The 19,711-nt window shown below is 42.8% G+C and carries 10 protein-coding genes; 5 read left to right on the top strand and 5 right to left on the bottom strand.

The window, feature by feature from the left end; genetic code table 11:
• The 5 genes from B3763_RS11080 to B3763_RS11060 all read right to left on the bottom strand — a co-directional run.
• Nucleotides 1–984 (bottom strand): histidine kinase (locus tag B3763_RS11080; protein WP_286746494.1); only part of this gene is annotated, 984 nt, incomplete at its 3' end.
• Nucleotides 981–2,009: a sensor histidine kinase gene (locus tag B3763_RS11075; RefSeq protein WP_286746492.1), complete on the bottom strand. Its 1,029-nt coding sequence runs from the start codon at nucleotides 2,007–2,009 to the stop codon at nucleotides 981–983. The genes B3763_RS11080 and B3763_RS11075, both read right to left, overlap by 4 nt.
• 107 nt (nucleotides 2,010–2,116) lie before the next feature.
• The gene (locus B3763_RS11070) at nucleotides 2,117–3,679 is read right to left on the bottom strand and encodes a hypothetical protein (RefSeq protein WP_286746490.1); all 1,563 of its coding nucleotides are present in this window, start codon (nucleotides 3,677–3,679) and stop codon (nucleotides 2,117–2,119) included.
• Nucleotides 3,680–3,947: 268 nt separating this feature from the next.
• A complete protein-coding gene (locus B3763_RS11065; RefSeq protein ID WP_286746488.1) occupies nucleotides 3,948–6,407 on the bottom strand; it encodes an ABC transporter permease in 2,460 nt (819 codons plus the stop codon).
• Between the two features lie 162 nt (nucleotides 6,408–6,569).
• Nucleotides 6,570–8,945 (bottom strand): ABC transporter permease, encoded by a 2,376-nt coding sequence (locus tag B3763_RS11060; protein WP_286746487.1) that lies wholly within the window; start codon nucleotides 8,943–8,945, stop codon nucleotides 6,570–6,572.
• Nucleotides 8,946–9,125: 180 nt separating this feature from the next.
• On the opposite strand from B3763_RS11060, the gene B3763_RS11055 reads away from it, so the two are divergent.
• The 5 genes from B3763_RS11055 (at nucleotide 9,126) to B3763_RS11035 (ending at nucleotide 19,709) form a co-directional block, all read left to right on the top strand.
• Nucleotides 9,126–9,926, top strand: a complete 801-nt coding sequence (locus B3763_RS11055; protein ID WP_286746485.1) for a DUF6503 family protein — start codon at nucleotides 9,126–9,128, stop codon at nucleotides 9,924–9,926.
• A 145-nt stretch (nucleotides 9,927–10,071) separates the two neighbouring features.
• The gene (locus B3763_RS11050) at nucleotides 10,072–11,133 is read left to right on the top strand and encodes a WD40/YVTN/BNR-like repeat-containing protein (protein ID WP_286746483.1); all 1,062 of its coding nucleotides are present in this window, start codon (nucleotides 10,072–10,074) and stop codon (nucleotides 11,131–11,133) included.
• The gene (locus B3763_RS11045) at nucleotides 11,063–12,130 is read left to right on the top strand and encodes an HNH endonuclease (protein WP_286746481.1); all 1,068 of its coding nucleotides are present in this window, start codon (nucleotides 11,063–11,065) and stop codon (nucleotides 12,128–12,130) included. The genes B3763_RS11050 and B3763_RS11045 overlap by 71 nt, the downstream gene beginning before the upstream one ends.
• Nucleotides 12,127–16,923: a RecQ family ATP-dependent DNA helicase gene (locus tag B3763_RS11040; protein WP_286746479.1), complete on the top strand. Its 4,797-nt coding sequence runs from the start codon at nucleotides 12,127–12,129 to the stop codon at nucleotides 16,921–16,923. The genes B3763_RS11045 and B3763_RS11040 overlap by 4 nt, the downstream gene beginning before the upstream one ends.
• Before the next feature lie 398 nt (nucleotides 16,924–17,321).
• Complete coding sequence (locus B3763_RS11035) at nucleotides 17,322–19,709, top strand: ABC transporter permease (protein WP_286746477.1); 2,388 nt, start codon at nucleotides 17,322–17,324, stop codon at nucleotides 19,707–19,709.
• The last annotated feature ends 2 nt before the right edge of the window (nucleotides 19,710–19,711 follow it).

Below are 19,711 nucleotides of genomic sequence, written 5' to 3'. Positions count from 1 at the left end.
TCTGTCTGAAAAAAAGGCAAAGGCTTCGTGTACTCTTTTGCAGCGTTTCTTGATAAACTTATTCTGACTCAGTCGCTGATTGTCGGTGTATTGGATCACCAAATAACCTTCTTCTCCGGCAGCGTCTATGGTTACATGCAAGGGTCTGTGCATGTTAATAATGCTATTGTTCACAATACAGTCTAGCATAGTAGGCAAGGCGCTTGGCACCATTAGCTTTTCTGCATTTTGCTCTTTGTTGAGCAATTTGAATTGTAGCATCTCCGGGTAGCGCTCCTGAAAAAGATACATTAGGTTTTTAGCGGCTGCCAACTCCTCTTTTACCACCACCAGTTCGCGCTTTCGATTTTCCAAAATATACCGATATACCACAGCGAGCCGATCTACAAAATCTTCGGCCTTGTCTTGATTATAGTGCACCAGGCTTATGAGTGTTTCCAGGCTTTGAAAAAGCAGGTCGGGGTTTATCTCATTGTTGAATATCTCTAACTGATGTTCCAGATTTTGGCGCTTTAGATCTTCTTTTCGCAGCTCCGTCTCGTTTTTTTCAGACAGAAAATGGGTACTCAAAAAGAAGAGGGTAAAGAGTAGACCACTTACACCATACACCACCACCATTTTAAAAAGAGTGGCCTTAAAAAGAGAAAAATAAGACATACCCTCCGAAAAACGGAAATAGCAATAGGCCGCCAAAAATACCAACGCGGCTCCTACGAGCAGGTTGGTCAATACAAGAGCGCCAATGGTTGTTGTTTTGAGCAGGTCTTCTCCGGCTTTCTTCTGAAATAAGAGAATTACCAAACGCAGCGATTCAGAAATGAGAAAGGCCAGGGCAACACACACCAACATTTCAATAGTAAACACGGTGTCGCCCAACTGCCCCAGACTATTGTTGAGCAACAGTATGAGCAGGTACATCATTGTACCGTATATGGGCGGAACCAATACGCGAAACAGCGGCTGATGTATGAGGTTCTTCTTCATGAGGCAAGCATGGGTAAGCGTACTTCAAAATGGTCTGAATCTTCTACCCGAATGGGCCTGTCGGTAAAAAAGGCATACCGGTTTTTAATATTCTCCAGCCCTACTTTGTGGCTGTCTGTTTGAGAAGGAGCCCCTGTCTTATTGTTCAACACAATGAGCTCTTCTTCATTCGCTCTAAGTTCTATGCGCAAGGGCTGATCACTGCTTACCACATTGTGTTTTACGGCATTTTCTACCAACAACTGAAGGGTGAGTGGAGGAATGGGCTTTTTATAAAAGGCCTGATCTACTTGAAAAACAACTGAAACGGCATCTCCAAACCGAATGGAAAGCAAATAGGCATAGTCTTTTAGGGCTTCCAGTTCTTCTTCTACAGACACCTGCTGTACTTCACGGGTGTTGAGCACATAATTGAACGTTTCGGCCAGGTTACGAATAAAATTTTCGGCTATGTCCGGATCGCGATACACCAGAGAAGAGATGGTGTTCATACTATTGAACAGGTAATGTGGGCTGAGCTGGCTTTTGAGTGCCTCGAACTGCAGCTCTAACTGCTTGCGTTGCGAACGGAGCTTTTTTATTTGTCCTACGGTGTACTCGTTGTAACTAAAGCTGTTGAACTCTACCAGTGTAACCATAAAGAGGGTAAAGAAAGAGAGCACAATGAGTTTCAGTTCAATCTGCCTCACAAACATGTCTTCCGGAAACATGGTGTAGTAAATAAGACCGGACCAATTGGCCAGGGCTCCTAATATGAGCAGCACAGCTCCTAAAAACAGAAAGTCGAGCGCCAGCCCAGTTATAAAACGTCCCAGAACGTTGCTCTTCCAGGGAATTTGATAGTTGAGCCACCTATTGATCACTCCAATACCCGAGCCAATGCATACCGAAGCTACCAGAGTGAAGACGTACAGGTTCAGGTCGTTCACCAGATGTGGCAACCTGTTGTTTTCGGCATAGTGAAGATAAAACAAGAAGGCTATGCCAATAATTACAAAAAATATGAGGCGTAAGAAGCGCAACATAAGTGCTGTTTCACTTAAGATATGAAAAAATGAGGGTGTATTTCAAAAGACCAATTTCGCTATGGGCTTTTTGGCTCTTTCAAAACACACCCTCCGGATAGAAAACACTAGTCGATGCAGCGTGCTACTTTACCATAATAGGTATCAGACCTAATGCTTCTGGCCACCGACCTGTATTGATTTTTTACTTCATTGTCTGACTCCCTCACCAGGTTGCAGGCATTTTTGAGCACTTCCGACTTGTAATAGTCAGAGTCTATACCATCGGCTACTTTCAAAAGCCCCATGAGGTTTTTCTTGTTCAGCGAACCGCGCATTACATCTTTTAGAATGCCCACCTTGTAATGATCAGAGTCTATATCGGCCACTCTTTCTAACACAGCCGTGTACATGGCATCGTTCAGGGTCTTATCCTTTAAGAGTCGGGCCAGTATTTGGCTTGCATAATGGTCAGAGTCAATTTTGCCCACCGTTCTGAGTAATGACTCAAAGTATTTCTCCGAAACTTTATTGTTGGCAAAAAGATCGTTCAGAATCACTGTTCGGTAGTGGTCAGAGTCCATATACTCTATACGGTTAATCACCGCCTCTATCACTTTATCGGGTACTTCTCTGGAGCGGATCATGGAGCGAAAGGTCTCCGTTACGTAATGATCTGAACCTATATTAGACATAGCATCCATAAGACTGTTAAAGGCCTGGTCTGAAAGGTTGGGGCGGCTTAGGGCTTCCTTTAAAACCTGAGTGGCATAATGATCTGAATCTATGTCGCCCGCCAACAATACCACCCGGTCTATGGTTTTGTCATTGAGGTCTTTTCTATCGAGCAAACTCTTGATTACTCCGGTTTTGTAATGATCGGAGTCCATTCTTCTTACACTCAAAAGCACTTTTTCTAAAGAACTATCACTTAGATTTTCGCGTAATACACGCTCTAAAATACCGGCTATGTAATGGTCAGAATCCATACGCCCAAGAGCCGCTAAAAAGGCATTGGTGGCCTCTTCGTTCTTTAAAAACTTATTGGAATGGTCTTTAAAGAGTTCGGCCGTGTAGAAATCTGAACTTATTCTTCGGCTTATAAAATCGGCTACTCCTACCAGTTCCTTGTTGTTCAGGTTTTGCGATGTCAGCAGAGCATCGAGGTATATGCGCGATACATAGTCACTCCTAATATTGCTTACCTCCTGCAATACACCGTCCAGGCCGCCTCGCTTGTAAAATCGCTCTACCCTGGCTTCGGCACCAATACCGGTTGTGCGAATAACTTCCAACAACATAGCGGCCAGAAAATCCTGCGCCTCTTTGTTCCACTCCTGTCGGTTACGACCCACCCTATATTCATAGTTAATGGTGCCATCGGCATTGGGCTCGGCTAATATCTCACGCCTGTCGCCAAAGCTGGTTTTGCGAATGAGGAGGTAACCACCTCGCGAAATGGACTTAATGGCCCGATCATCGTCTGTAAATTCTATTCTACCATCGTACTCTACATTGAACCTTCCCTGTGAGTTGGTATGGCTAACCTTATGAACACCTTTTTCTATTGAAATTGAAGTGGAGGTTTTTTCGTCTTGCGCTTTTAGTTGATGGGTGAAAGATAAGAGGGCCAATATGGCTACTGCCACTCCCATTACTAAACTTCTGATTTTCATTTTTTGAGTTTTCATCTTCTAACAATTTTTGGTCCCTTGAGGTGGGCAACCAACCTGCCTTTAGCATAGGGCAGACCCACCATTTGGAAACCATGAGTTTTTGACCTTTGGCAAACACCGCTCTTTTAGAACGGTATTGACATTACAATGATGAAAAGATTGTATGCAACAAAAAACCCAACTGAAATGAACTGTTGGGTTTTTGAACTGAACCGTGGAATAGCCCCCTTCGCCCTAAAAGGTGTCTCCTAAATTGTGGCTAAGGTCTGAAAAGTTATAAGGCTTACTCGTGTCTCAACGCCTTTACCGGATTGCTGCGAGCCGCCATATAGGTCTTAAAACTAATGGTGATAAAGGCGATAAGCAGAGCAACGACAGCAGCACTCAAAAAAGTAACGGGGCTTATATTTACCCTATAGGCAAATCCGCTCAACCAATTATTGAGCAAACTGTAGGCAGGGTAAGCGGCCATGATATTGGCCAGCAAAACCAGCAGCACAAACTCTTTGGAAAGTGCCACCATAATGGAACTAATGGAAGCTCCCAGCACCTTTCGCACCCCAATTTCTTTGGTGCGCTGCTCGGTAATAAACGAGGCAAGACCAAAGAGACCCATGCAGGCTATAACAATAGCCAGTAGGGTAAAAAAGGTGATGGTTTTGCCCATGCTCATTTCGGTTTTGTACTGTGCGTCATATAGACTATCCAGAAAGAAGTACTCAAAGGGAGCAGCGGGTTGAAGTTCGGTCCATTTGGCTTCCAGACGCTTTATGGTTTCCTGCACGCCATCAGTAGACAGCCTCACATTGAGGTAGGCCGCGTGGGAGGGCATTACATGAACCATCAGTGGCTCAACCTCCGTGTGCACCGATGCATAGTTGAAGTCTTTTATAACTCCCACAATCTGCCCTGCTTTTGGTTCAGGCAAACCATAGACATATTCAAACCTTCTACCCACCGGGTTTTCTTGCAACCCAAACTCTCTAATGGCAGCCTCGTTGAGTAAAAAACCCTGGGTTGCATCGGTAACCATCTCTTTAGAAAGGTCTCGGCCGGCTACAATCTGCAACCCATAAACCTCGGCCAGATCTTCATCACCAGACATTATGCGCATGCCACGAATGCCATTATCTTCTTGCTGGCTTTCGTTTCCGGCATCGGTTGTCACCAAGTCCGGAACCCTCACGGTCATTATGTGTACTCGCTCTCCGGGGATAACCGATGATGGCGCAGCCACCACCACCGAAGGGTCGGCCATGAACTCTTGTTTTATGGTTTCCAGATTATTCACCCTGCCTCGGCCGGGCAGCTTTAACACCAATACTTGCTCTTTGTTAAAACCCACATCCTTCTTTTCAATAAATCGAAGCTGTCGGTATATGGTGCTGGCACCAATGATAAGCAATATGGAGATGCCAAACTGAAGAATAACCAGCCCTCTGCGCAAGTATATGCTAAAGCTATGCCCCTTTCCCGAAAGTACATTGGACTTGAGCGCTTTGAGCGGTTGAAAGTTGGAAAGAAACACAGAAGGGTATAAGCCCGACAAAAGACTCACCGCCCCATAGACTAACAATATGCTCAAAAGCAGCTCTCCGTTATTCAACAGGTTACCATCTATGCGCTTACCCGTAAAATCGTTGAAAGAGGGAATCAGTACCACTACGGCCATTAGGGCCAAAAGAGTAGCAATAAAGGTAAAGAAGAATGACTCGCTCAAAAACTGCCAAAACACCTGCGGCTTGCGAGCCCCCAGTACCTTGCGCATACCCACTTCTTTCGATCGTTTGGTAGAACGGGCCGTGGCCAGGTTCATATAGTTAAAGCTGGCTATAATAAGGATGAACACAGCCACTGTAGAAAAGATGAAGATATACTGAGCCTGACTATTATTGCCCAGTTCCTTTTCAGCATGCCCATATAAGTGAATATCCGTTAGAGGCATGGTGCGTATACTCACGCTCAGACCCTCTATGGGGTTAATTTCTCCATTGGCATCGCGAATATTCATAATTTCCAGCACGTCTGCATCGAGCTTTGCTCTTAGGTTTTTGCTGGCCTCTTCATTGAGCGTTTTCACATAAGAATAGAAAGTAGAAGGCCCCCTGCCGTTTACAAACTGAGGGAACCTGCGTTGAAACTCTGAAAGAGGGATTAGTAAATCGAATCGAAAGTGTGAGTTATGCGGTATGTCCTGAATCACCGCAGAGACGGTAAAAGGAGTTGCTCCCCGCTTTATGATCTCACCAATAGGATCGGGGCGACCAAAATATTTTCTGGCGGTAGATTCGGTAAGTACGATGTTCCCTGGGTCATCGAGTGCTGTAGACAGGTCTCCAAAAAGAACGGGAAAAGTGAATACATCAAAGAAGGTAGAATCGGCATAGAACAAGTCCTTCTCGTTGTAAAAATTAACATCGGTACTGAAGGTCTCCGGTGTGTTGTTGTGGTAAATCCTCGTGGCCGACCTTATTTCAGGGTAGCGACTCACCACTTCCGGAATAAGAAACCCTTGTGTGGCTGCCCAGTGGTTTTCGTTTCCTTCGTATTGTGACCAATTTTCAAGACGATAAATTAGGTGTGCATCATCATGCATTTTATCAAAACTCCACTCGTCTTGCACATAAAGAAAAATGAGCATGCTTGTGCACAACCCAAGCGTAAGGCCAAAGATGTTGATGAAAGAGTAGCCCTTGTATTTGAACAAGTTTCTGAAGGCCACTTTAAAATAGCTCCTGATCATGATTTTGTGTTTTTGAACCCAATAGTTTGCCTCAACATGCAAAAATGAGTCAATGATCAATAGCCGTTTTATCTGAACAAGAAGTCCAAAATTGCTTTTTATGCGGTTTACAACAGAAATATCGGGTTTAACCAACCCATTTACATCCCTTGCCTTCAGAATTTACTCATAGCGCATAGACTGCACCGGGTTGGCCAAAGCAGCCTTTGCCGTTTGCAAACCAATGGCCATAAGGGCCACAAACAAGGTGCCGACCAATGCCACCAAAAACACTAACGGCCCTAGATGAATACGATAAGCAAAATCGGCCAACCAATTGTTGAGTAAGACCACTGCCACGGGAATGGTCAGCACAAAGGCCAAGCCAATGAGCAGGGCAAACCGCTTAGACAATAAGCCGATAATAGACATTACAGTGGCCCCTAAAACTTTTCTAATACCTATTTCTTTGGTTCGCTGGGCTGTAATAAGAGAAGAAAGGCCTAGCAGTCCCATGGTGGCTATAATTATGGCTACCATAGAAAAAGTACTTATGGCACCCGTAAGTCGTTCTTCAGCCTCATAGAGTTGTTGAAAGCGCTGGTCTACAAAATAATAATCAAAAGGTACAGAAGGTAGCGCCAGTTCCCATTGCTCTTTGGCCAGGCTAAGCGCATCGGCCGTACGGCCGGCAGCCACCCGAGCTACCGTAAAGGAATGCACTGCATTTTCCGGAGGACGATAAAAATGAATAATGGGGGCTACTTCATTGGCCAGTGATTCAAAATTATAGTCATCTACCACTCCAATTACCTGAACTTTTCGGTTACCAAAATTGAGATATTTGCCTTCTATGTCTTCCCAACCAAAGGCTTGCAGAGCCGCCTTGTTTAAGATAGCCGCTTCGCTACGGTCTTGCTCACTGTTGGGTAAAAAATCCCGCCCTTTTAGGAGCTCTATCCTTAGGCTGGAGAAAAAATCATGATCTACAAACGTAAACCGCATCCTCAATCGCTGCTCTGCAGTAAAGCCATCGGGCACCACAAAGGTGAAACGCCCCGGAAAATTACCGGGAATCGAAGAGGTGGCTGTTAACGAAGTCACTGAGGTATGACTTTTAAGCGCATTGCGCAAACCGCTCAGTTGGTTTATACCTTGCTCCTCGCTCGGAAAATCGTCTACTCTAATGGGTAACACCAGCAAATTCTCCTTGTCAAAAGCCATGTCTTTGTTTTTCATGAAATCTACCTGCCGCCCAATAACTAGCGTGCCTACTATGAGCAGGGTAGAAAACATAAACTGAAGCACCACCAGGGCGTTTCGAATAAACTTACCAACACCGTTGGTCTTTAGCACCTTGCCTTTTAATGTATCCACACTTTTGAGAGAGGTGATATAGAAAGCAGGGTAAAGCCCTGAAGCCAAACCAATGAGTAACCCGACTGCTAAAATAGCCAGCATATTCCCCGGATCCTGCCAAAAATCGGTGGCCAGACCAATATTATAATATGTGTTGAACCGGGGTAAAAGTGCCACGGCCAGTACCAATCCCAATACGAGTGAAATAAATGTAATGGTTAGCGACTCTGTGAGGTATTGAATAACCAGTTGGGGTTTTACGGCCCCCAACACCTTGCGCATACCGGCTTCGCGTGCTCTTTCCATTGAGCGAGCCGTGGCCAGGTTCATAAAGTTTATAGCCGCAATGAGCAAAATACCTATGGCCACAATAAGCAAGATGTAGGCATACTGCCGATTGTCATTGAATCGGTCATACACATCTAGTAGGTTAAGGAGCTTAAAGTTGGTATTCTCGGCAGTTTGAGCATCCCATATCTTAGCAATAAAGTCCTCAAAGCTCGCCTCGAGTTCAGCCACATCGGTGTCGGGTTTCAACAGCACATAAGACTCCAGAAACGAACTGCCCCAGTTTCCTGCTATTCCTTCAAACTCCGGGTGGCTCTGTACCGGCACAATCAGGTTAGGCTGTAAGTAGGAATTATAGGGTACCTCCTCTAAAATTCCGGTAACAATGTATTGATTATCCAGAGAAGGAACCATAATGGTTTTACCCATAGCATTTTCTCCGGGAAAAAGTCGCTCAGCCAGTGCCTGGCTCACCACTGCCTCATTGAGCCCGGAAAGTACTGTTTGGCGATTGCCCTCCTTCAGCTTAAAGTCAAACAGCTCAAAATAACTGCGGTCTGTTAAAGTAGCCGGTTCGTTGAAGCGCTCTCCATTCACTTCTACCCACAGCCCCTGGTTAATAACCCGCGCTCCGTTCACAACCTGAGCATAGTCTTCCTTTAAAGCCTCCCAGGTTGGTGCCCAGGTATCGAAAGTTTCTTGAGTACCGGTGGGGGTAATCCGCTCTTTGTAAACCATGTAAATGTTCTCTGCCTGGGAATGAACACGATCATACGTGAGCTCACTTTTTGCATAAAGCAAAATGAGTAAAGCAGCACACAGGCCCACGGTAAGACCAAAAATATTGATGAAAGAGTAGCCTTTGTGGCGGATGAGGCTTCGAGTAGCCACCTTAAAGTAGTTTCTGAACATGACCGGTTTTGTTTGAGTTTGACCACTTAATGTAAGTAATTACATACTTTCTGCCTTGTGAGACTCCCTCAGTTGTTCTATGGTTACAGTCAAATATCAATTGCCTGTAGTGAACCGATTACTTCACCGGTATTGTCTGAAGCCACCGAAAGCTGTAATTTGACAACAAAACCTTAGCCCATGAAAATCATTGCCCGACTTTCTGCCATGTTTCTGCTCCTGGCCGTTGTGCTTGCCTGTGGAAACAACTCAACCTCCGATAATGAAAAACCTTATGGAAACCCTCCGGCTGAAGGCTTTAACATGGAAGGCTCCGATGCACGAGCCATTGCCATTGCCGATGAAGTAATGGAGGCCATGGGTGGAAGAAAAGCCTGGGATAATACCAGACACATCGCCTGGAAGTTTTTTGGTCGCGATGCACTGGTCTGGGATAAATGGACAGGCAATGTTCGAATAGACAGACCCAATGGCATGACGCTCATTAGCAACATTAATGACGAAACCGGACGAGCCTTTATGAATGGTCGGGAAATAACCGATGCCGACTCTGTGGCCAACCTGATGCAAACCGCCAAGAGCATCTGGATCAACCATTCTTACTGGTTGGTAATGCCTTATAAGTTGAAAGATTCTGGAGTGACACTGAAATATGTGGGCGAAGAAGCCACGCAAGATGGCCGATCTGCGGACAAGCTGAACCTTACCTTTGAAAGCGTGGGCCGTACCCCACAAAACATGTACTACGTGTGGGTAGACAAAGAAAGTAAGCTGGTGACTCAGTGGGCCTACTATTCGACAGCCGACAATGAAGAGCCAGGTTTTATTAATCCCTGGAAAGACTATAAAAAACACGGAGAAATAATGCTTTCCAGTAGCCGGGGAGAAAGAGGCATGGAGGATATTATGGTCTTCGATGAATTACCTGCCTCCGTATTTACCTCTCCTGAAAAGCCGGATCTTCAAGCCCTGAAACAATAAGATTAGAACGTCATCCTGAACTTGTTTCAGGATCATTTTTATTCTATATCTATGGTGATGATTAGATGCTGTAACAAGTTCAGCATGACCTAAAATGTAGATTTCTGCCACGCAGCAATGACATAAAATATATTTTATTAGACCTATGAAATACTTCGCTCTGCTATTCATCAGCCTTTTCGTTTTCTCCTGTTCACAAAAAGCCGATAAAAAAGAAACCTCCCAGCAAAAGCCTGAGCCTTATTGGCAAGCCCAGGAGTCTGGAGTCAATGCAGGACTTCGCGGACTCTCCGCTGTGTCTGATCAGGTGGCTTGGGCCAGTGGCAGCGGGGGCACCGCTATCAGAACCACCGATGGTGGAGCCACATGGCAAAACGTATCCATTCCCGGCACCGACACCCTTCAGTTTAGAGACATTGAGGCCTTCGATGCCAACACAGCCATTGTGCTGAGTGCAGGCTTACCTGCCGTTATCTATAAAACCACTGATGGCGGTCAGAACTGGGAGCAGAAGTATTTCAGCATGGTGGAAGGCACCTTCTACGATGCCATGGACTTTTGGAATGAAAAGGAGGGCATTGCTTTTGGAGATGCCATTAATGGAAGACTATTGATTCTCAAAACTACCGATGGTGGAGAAACCTGGAACGAACTGCCCTTTGAGCAAAGACCACAGGCGCTGGAAGGCCAAGGAGGATTTGCCGCCAGCGGTACCTGCCTGAGAACGGTAGGCGAAAACCAGGTTTACATTGGCTTGGGAGGCCAAGAAGCCAGTCTGTTCTACTCCTTCGACAAAGGGGAAACCTGGCAAAAAACAGTTACCCCTATTCAGTCGGGAGAGCCTACCGAAGGCATTTTCTCTATAGACTTTAAGAATGAAATGGAAGGCCTAATGGTGGGTGGAGACTATCGGGGTGACTCGCTCACCAAAATCAACGCGGCCTATACCACCGATGGTGGCAAAAGCTGGTTCCCGGTAATGGCCGGTATGAAACCCAAAGGTTACCGTTCTGGGGTTGCCTTATGGAAAAACTATGTGTTTGCCGTTGGCCGCGAGTCCTGCGACTACTACCGCGAGGGAGATAAAGCCTACACTCTTATGGAAGGGCAATACTATGCCGTAGATGTCTCACTCGATGGAGAAGCGGTATGGGCAAGTGGACCCGGAGGAGCGGTGGGAAAGTTGGATTTTAACTATATTGAGTAAAAAAATAATGACAATAAGGTCAAAAATAGACAACACGATCCATCAGAAAGATTCCTTAACGAAGTATCTGAAAGCCTTTTGCAAACTAAGAATTGATCGCTCTCACGGCATTGCTCCTCACAAGCCTATTCTTCTTCTTTCGATTATTCAGGCATATCAAACCAAACGAATAACAGGAACTAAAATTTATCTTACCCCAGAACTCGTTGCTCTCTTCAAAGCCAACTGGAATAGTCTTGTTCAAACTAATCATGATTGCCGGATATCCTACCCCTTTTTCTACATGAAAAGTGAGAGTTTTTGGGTGTTGAAGCCAAAGGCTGGGTTTAGCAACCTGAATACAATGGGTTCATTAGTCAAGAGCTTTGCGAACCTAAATGCAGCAGTGGAGTATGCCGAGATCGAAAAACCCTTATTTGAGTTACTTAATGATGCAACTTCTAGAAAGGCTCTCTTGCAGGTTTTGTTAGAAGAATATTTTCCAAACACTAGAGGTTACTTTTCTGAACAAGACCCTGTCTCACTTTTCAATGATTTAGAATACAGCTTTTTAAACGATTCTTCCGAATATTATAGAGAAAGAACAAAAGAACTGTTGACTCAAAAAAATGACGAGGAAGTCTTTCTTCTAGGGTCAGTTTTCAAGCGTGAAATTCCAAAAATATACAATGATGCTTGCTGTATTTCAGGGCTTAGGGTCAGCTCAATGCATAACATCTCGATGATAGATGCTTGCCATATAATACCCTTTAGCGAAAGTTATGATGATACGGTAACCAATGGAATCGCCTTATGTCCAAACTTACATCGTGCATTCGATAGAGGGTTATTGAGTATTACTCCAGACTTCCGAGTAAGGGTTTCTGAAGGGTTCGTAGAGGAAGGCAAACTTACGCTTAAGCAATTCGAGGGCCAGCGAATAAGTCTTCCAGCGAATAAAAAATACTGGCCGAATAGAGAGAGCCTAGAATGGCATGGAGTTAATGTTTTTAGATGAAAAATATAGTCTTCATTGATACAGAAGTTGACCCAAAGAGTAATCGAATCCTCGATATAGGTGCTATAAAATCAAATGGAGATTCATTTCATTCAAACTCTATACCTGACTTTATCCGATTCCTGACTGATTCAGAGTTTATATGTGGTCATAATGTTCTAAGCCACGACCTTAAATTTATTCGCAACTCCTTTTCTCGGGATTTCCTTGGATCAAAGAAGATAATAGATACACTGCATCTATCCCCCTTACTATTTCCTTCAAAACCATATCATAATCTATTGAAGGACGACAAACTTCTCACAGAAGAAATTAACAACCCACTTAATGACTCAATAAAGGCTAAAGACCTCTTTTTCGATGAACTCACCGCGTTTCAAAAAACAGAAGGTCATTTTAAAGAAATACTCTACCTGCTTTTACACGACAAAAAAGAGTTTTCCTCTTTTTTTAATTTTGCTGACTATAGATCGGAATATAAAAACCCTACAGAATTAATACATGAATACTTTCAATCGAAAATTTGTACTAGCTCCGATCTTGCCAAGATAAGCTCAGAATATCCTATTGAATTAGCTTATGCATTGGCTTTAATTAATTCTAAAAACAAGTATTCAATTACCCCTCCATGGGTATTAAGAAACTATAGGGAAGTAGAACGAATTGTATTCCTTCTGAGGAATAAACAGTGTATTAGAGGCTGTGTTTATTGTGATCAAGCATTAGATATTCATGCTGGCTTAAAAAGGTTTTTTGGTTTTAGCTCATATCGAAGCTATGGCGGGGAACCATTACAAGAAAAGGCTGTAAAAGCAGCAATCGACAACAAATCAATACTAACTGTTTTTCCAACAGGGGGAGGAAAGTCAATTACATTCCAAGTGCCTGCCTTGATGAGTGGGGAAAACACAAGAGGTTTAACGGTGGTTATTTCACCTCTCCAATCCCTTATGAAAGATCAAGTAGATAATTTGGAAAGGGTTGGGATTACCGAATCTGTAACAATCAATGGGCTATTGGATCCAATTGAACGTAGTAAGTCGTTTGAAAGGGTTGAAGATGGTTCAGCATCTATTCTTTATATATCCCCAGAATCCCTCAGGTCAAAGAGTATAGAAAGGTTGATTCTAGGTAGAAAAATCTCACGCTTTGTCATTGATGAGGCGCACTGTTTCTCTTCTTGGGGACAAGACTTTAGGGTAGATTATTTATACATAGGCGATTTTATCAAGTCAATTCAGGAAAAGAAGAATTTAGAAGAGGGAATACCCGTTTCCTGTTTCACCGCTACTGCCAAGAGAAAGGTTATTGAAGATATAAGAGAGTATTTTAAGAATAAACTAGGGTTGAGTTTAGAGCTTTTCAGCTCAAAAGAATCAAGAAAGAACCTTCATTATCAAGTGTTTGAAAAGGAAAATGAAGAGGAAAAATACAATACAGCAAGAGATTTAGTAGATGAAAAGAACTGTCCTACAATAATCTATGTCTCTCGGACTAGAAGAGCATATGAACTTGCAGAGCGCTTAGTGAAAGACGGATATAAAGCCCGGCCTTACCATGGCAGAATGGAGAAGCAAGAAAAGTCCGCCAATCAGGATGCTTTCATAAATGGAGAGGTGCAAATAATGGTCGCAACATCTGCTTTTGGAATGGGCGTGGACAAGAAAGATGTTGGCATGGTGATTCATTATGAAATCTCTGACTCTCTAGAAAATTATGTTCAAGAAGCAGGAAGGGCAGGAAGAGATGAAAGCATTACGGCAGATTGCTACGTGCTGTTTAATGAAGAAGACCTCAGCAAGCACTTCATTCTACTCAATCAAACAAAGTTGAGTATCAAAGAAATTCAACAAATATGGAAAGCAATAAAACATATCACAAGGTTTCGTTCAACAGCTTCCAATTCTGCATTAGAAATCGCTAGAAAGGCAGGGTGGGATGACAATATAAGAGATATAGAGACCCGAGTTACAACAGCTATTGCCGCCTTAGAAGATGCAGGTTATTTAAAAAGAGGGCAGAATATGCCAAAAGTATTCGCAAACAGCATATTAGCTAAGAATGCACAAGAGGCAATCAATCGAATAAACGCTTCTGAAAAGTTTCAGGAAAACCAAAAAGAGAAGGGAGTGAGGATAATTAAGTCTCTTTTCTCAAGCAAGAGCAGAAAACAGAGTGTTGATGATGTAGCTGAATCTCGAGTTGATTACATATCTGATCGTCTTGGAATAGTCAAAGAAGAGGTCATTAATATTGTAAAACTTCTTAGGGAGGAAAAAATTCTAGCAGATGCGAAAGATTTGACGGCTTTTATTCAGAAAGATGAGAGTGTAAACCGTTCACTTCACATAGTCGAGGTATATGCTAAAATTGAAAAGTTTCTCTTGTCAGTTTTTCAGGAAGAAGAAAAGACTTTTCACATCAAAGAACTGAATGAAACAGCAGAGGAAAATGGCTGTAATGAAATCAGTCCCCAGAAGTTGAAAACAATAATCAATTTTTGGGCAATCAAGAACTGGATTAAAAGACACCTAGATCCATCTAAAAACCTCATAACTGTATTATGCAGTCAATCCAAGTTGACCCTTCAAGAAAAACTGGAGAAACGTCATGAGTTAGCTCGATTCATAATTGAATTACTCCATCAAAAGACTGCTTCTGTAAAAGCTAATAATGATGAAGAACAGGTGTTAGTGGAGTTCTCTGTTCATGAGCTAAAAAATGCTTATGACAACTATCAATCGCTTTTCAAGCTTAGTATTTCCATTGATGATATTGAAGATACTCTCTTTTATCTATCACGAATTGAAGCAATAAAAATTGAAGGTGGGTTTCTTGTGGTATATAATAAATTAACAGTGGAGCGAATCGAGCAAGACAATAAAAAGAGGTACAAAATAGACGACTATCAAAAGCTCAATCAGTTCTATGAATCCAAGGTTCAGCAAATTCACATTGTAGGCGAATACGCTAGAAAAATGATCAGCGATTATAAAGATGCTCTGCAGTTTGTTGAAGACTACTTCCAGTTGAATGATCAATCATTTTTATCTAAGTACTTCAAAGGAAGTAGACAGGATGAGATTAAAAGAAATATTACGCCTTCTAAGTTCAGACAGCTCTTCGGAGAGTTGTCACCAACGCAATTAAAAATTATAAATGACAGAGAGTCCAAACACATTGTAGTTGCAGCAGGCCCAGGGAGTGGCAAAACCAGGGTACTAGTCCATAAGTTGGCTTCACTACTTTTAATGGAAGATGTAAAACACGAGCAATTATTGATGCTTACATTTTCAAGAGCTGCTGCAACCGAGTTTAAGAAACGCCTCTTACAGTTAATCGGAAATGCTGCTTTGTATGTAGATATAAAGACATTTCATTCTTATTGTTTCGATTTATTGGGCAAGGTCGGAACTCTTGAGAAATCAGACGGAGTTCTTAAAAGAACCATTGAGAGAATAAGAGCAGAAGAGGTAGAATCAAATAGGGTAGCTCGTACAGTTTTGGTTATTGATGAAGCTCAAGACATGAATGCCGATGAGTTTGAACTCATTCAGGTTTTGATGGAGCAAAATGAAGAAATGCGGGTAATTGCTGTTGGAGATGACGACCAAAATATCTACGAATTTAGGGGGTCAAGTTCAAAATACTTAGAGCAATTCATTCAAATCAATAAAGCTGTAAAATATGAACTAGTTGAGAACTACAGGAGCAAATCAAATTTGGTAGAATTTACTAACCAATTTGTACGAACAATTCATCATAGATTAAAGAGCACTCCGATCATTGCCAGACAACCAGGCTTAGGTGTTATAAAAATTGTTCAATACCAAAGTACAAACCTGGTTACTCCCTTAGTAAAAAATATAGTTCAAAGCCAGCTAGCAGGCTCAACCTGTGTTCTAACAAAAACCAACGAAGAGGCAATGCTTATTACTGGATTGCTTCTTAAGAAGAAGAGGAAGGCCAAACTCATTCAGACTAATGACGGATTTAATTTATATAACATTGAGGAGGTTCGGTTTTTCATCAGCCAATTAAAGCTGGACGAATCTTCTTACATAGTCCACGAAGAAAACTGGGAGGAAGCGAAAAGAGAGCTACGTAACCAGTATGAAAACAGCACTACTTTAGAGATTTGCCAAAGCATTATAAGAGACTTTGAAGTTACCAACCCTAAAAAGAAATACCGTTCTGACTTTGAGGTTTTTATAAGAGAGTCAAAACTAGAAGACTTTTTCGATGAGCATGTCGAGACAATATTTGTATCTACTATTCACAAAGCAAAAGGGAAAGAATTTGATAATGTTTTTCTAATACTTGATAATTTCAATCTTAACTCAGACGAAGCAAAAAGGCAAGTATATGTAGCCTTAACTAGGGCAAAACAAAACCTGTCCATTCATTTAAATAGCCGTTTTCTTGAGCAAATTATTAGTCAAAATCTTGTCAAGACTTTTGATGACTCATCCTATTCTCCACCTGATGAAATTCTCATTCAATTGACACACCGAGATGTTCAGCTAGGGTATTTTCAATTTGTACAACATAGGATGCGTGGACTATTAGGTGGAGATATACTATTACAATCCGAAGAAGGTTGCCTTAACACTAACAGAGAGTTGGTTCTCAAGTTTTCAAAAAGCTTCAAGGAAAAGCTCAAAGAATTTGAAGAAAAGGGCTTCAATATTAAAGAATGCAAGATAAACTACCTTCTTTACTGGAAGGCCGAAAACTCTGACCAAGAAGTGAAGATTATACTGCCAGAAATATATTTAGAGAGAAATGATTGAGCATCTCCTTCTATGTGGGAACGATGCTGATTAATCGGTACTACTGGTCTGACCACTTCGAGTGGTCAGACCAGTTAAAGGACATAAAAAAAACCCGAAGGGTAACTACTCCTTCGGGTCCTAAACAAATAAACTACTAACTGTATGAAGAGAACTACTGACTAGCTCTCGATTTTTACTTTCAATTTCTTATCCAATTATCATACCAAATCGCCTCTGCATACCCTACTTCTTCGATGCTTATTAACGCAAAAAGTAAATCTGAGTGTTCCATTTTAACCTTCTTTAACCAATTGCTATAGACTCAGTATAGACAAAGGCCAGAGTAATGGGGCTTTTCATTGCAAAAGTAGATTTATCTTGTCACCTTGAACGAAAGTGTTAGTTAAAAAATTGTTATGCTTAAGTTTGCTCTGCGTGTACTCTGGAAAAATCGTCTGTTTAGCTTTTTAAACATTGTGGGCCTCACTTTTGGTCTTTCGGCCAGCATTTGGTTGCTCCTGTTTCTTAGCCATGAACTAACCTACGATCAGCATTTTACTCATCACCAAAGAGTATACCGCGTAAGTCATGTGCTCTCCGCGCCCGGGGTTGAATTCAATACCGCCTTTTCGGCTCCCGAACTACCGGAGAAAATGATGGAAGAACTCCCGGGAATAGAAAATTTTTCTCGATTTGGCTTTGTTGGAAGAGGAGAGATTCAGCACAATAACCAGGTTTTTCGGCAAGAACGCATGTACTATACCGATCCCTCTGTATTTGATGTGTTCGACCTGAAATTACTGGCTGGCCATGCCAAAACAGCCTTAAAAAACCCGGGCAGCGTGGTTATTTCTAAAACCGTTAACGACAAGCTGTTTGGCAACGATATGGGTCTAAACCGAACCATAACTATCGATGGCCAAAAACTGAACATAACAGGAGTTTATGCCAACCTTCCCAAAAACACTCACTTTGCATTCGATGTGCTGATTTCCGGGGTGCGCTCCAGAGAATTCGCCATGCAAAACGGTACTTTCAATTCTGAGGCCCTTTGGAATGCGGAGTGCATAACCTATCTGTTGCTGCAAGAAGGCACCACCAAAGAAGATATTCTAAGCAAGTTTGGCCCCTTTAACGAAAAGTACTACATGCCTTTCGGCAATCAGATCAACGGCAAACATAGGCTGCGGCTGCAAGCACTGGCCGATATTCATTATGATGCAGAGACAATAGACGATGATTTTGCCAAAGGCAACCCCGCCAACCTATTGGTGTTTTCCATGGTAGGGTTAGCCATTTTACTCTTAGCCTGCATTAATTACATCAACCTTTCTACGGCCAGAGCAGGCCTAAGAGCCAAAGAAATTGGTATTCGCAAAGTATTGGGAACTCATGCTACTCGTTTGAGAACCTCCCTGCTGGTAGAATCGCTGGTGCAGGCATTTTCTGCCTATTTGCTCTCACTGCTACTTGTTTGGTTGCTCATAGAGCACTCTCCGCTCCAATCGTGGTTGGGGGTAAACTTCAACTTCAACCTGTTCAATAATCCTTCCCTGCTGGCAGGCACCTTATTGGTAGTGGCCGTCACGGGCCTTGTAGCAGGCCTCTACCCAGCCTTTTACCTATCCGCCATAAAACCGGTTAGCGCGCTTAAAGGCACCTGGTCTTCCGGCAAAAAAGGCCAGCTAATGAGGCAGGGACTGGTGCTATTCCAATTTGTAATTTCAATAGGAGTGCTACTCTCTACCTTACTCATGAAAGATCAGATTGCCTTTTTACAAAACAAAGACATGGGTTTTGAGAAAGACCAAATATTACTCATTACCACTGCCGACTCGGTAACCCAGAGCAAGTACACCTCCATGAAAAATGCGCTTGAAACTTTTCCGGTAATTGAAAAGGTAACCTCCTCTGATTTTTTACCCGGTACCAACATTGGCCAGATTGTGTTTAAAGCCGAAATGGATGGAGAAATGAAACAGATAGAATTTAAGTACCTGCACGGTGGCGCAGACTACCTGGAAACTCTGGGAATTCCTTTGGCTGAAGGTGAGTTTTTCTCGCCAAACGAAACACGGGGCAACGCTAAGTTTGTCATTAACCAAACTGCTGCCAAGGCCATTGGTTGGCAAGAACCATTGGGTAAAAAAATGGGCTTCTTTCATCAGGAACAACCAGGCCATGTAATAGGCGTGGTACGCGACTTTAATCACTTCTCGTTGCACAACCCTATTGAGCCGCTGGTCTTTGTTTTTAACCCCAACCCCGGGCAGCATCTCATTGTGCGATTCAACCAGAACAATGCAGGCGAAGCACTGGCTGCTGCTCAACAGGTATGGAACGAACAACTGCCCAATTATCCCTTCGAATACAGTTTTTTTAATGACCGCCTGAATGAGCAATACGAGGCCGACAAAACTCAAAGCCAGCTTATTGGATTTATGACCATTCTCTGTGCGGCTATTTCCATTATTGGATTAATAGGTCTCACCAGTTTTACCATAGACCAACGCAGAAAGGAAATTGGCATACGGAAAGTACTAGGTGCCATGTCGGGTCAAATAGTGACCATAATGTACAGTGGTACATTCAAACTAATACTGCTGGCCAGCCTCATTGCAACTCCTTTGGCCTATTGGGGCATAAACCGATGGAGCCAAAATTTTATTTATCAAAGCCAACTGAACATTGGCCTTCTGTTGACCGGACTGGCCGTGGCCCTGTGCACTTCCTTTGTTTTAGTAGCCGCAATTGTTATGAATTCGGCCTTAAAAAATCCGGTAAAGACATTGCGACAGGAGTAATT

It is taken from the genome of Roseivirga sp. UBA1976 (assembly GCF_002336325.1).
GTDB classification, from domain to species: domain Bacteria; phylum Bacteroidota; class Bacteroidia; order Cytophagales; family Cyclobacteriaceae; genus Roseivirga; species Roseivirga thermotolerans.
The sequence above is the reverse complement of the archived record's forward strand: the minus strand, read 5'-3'. Positions and strand labels throughout refer to the sequence as shown.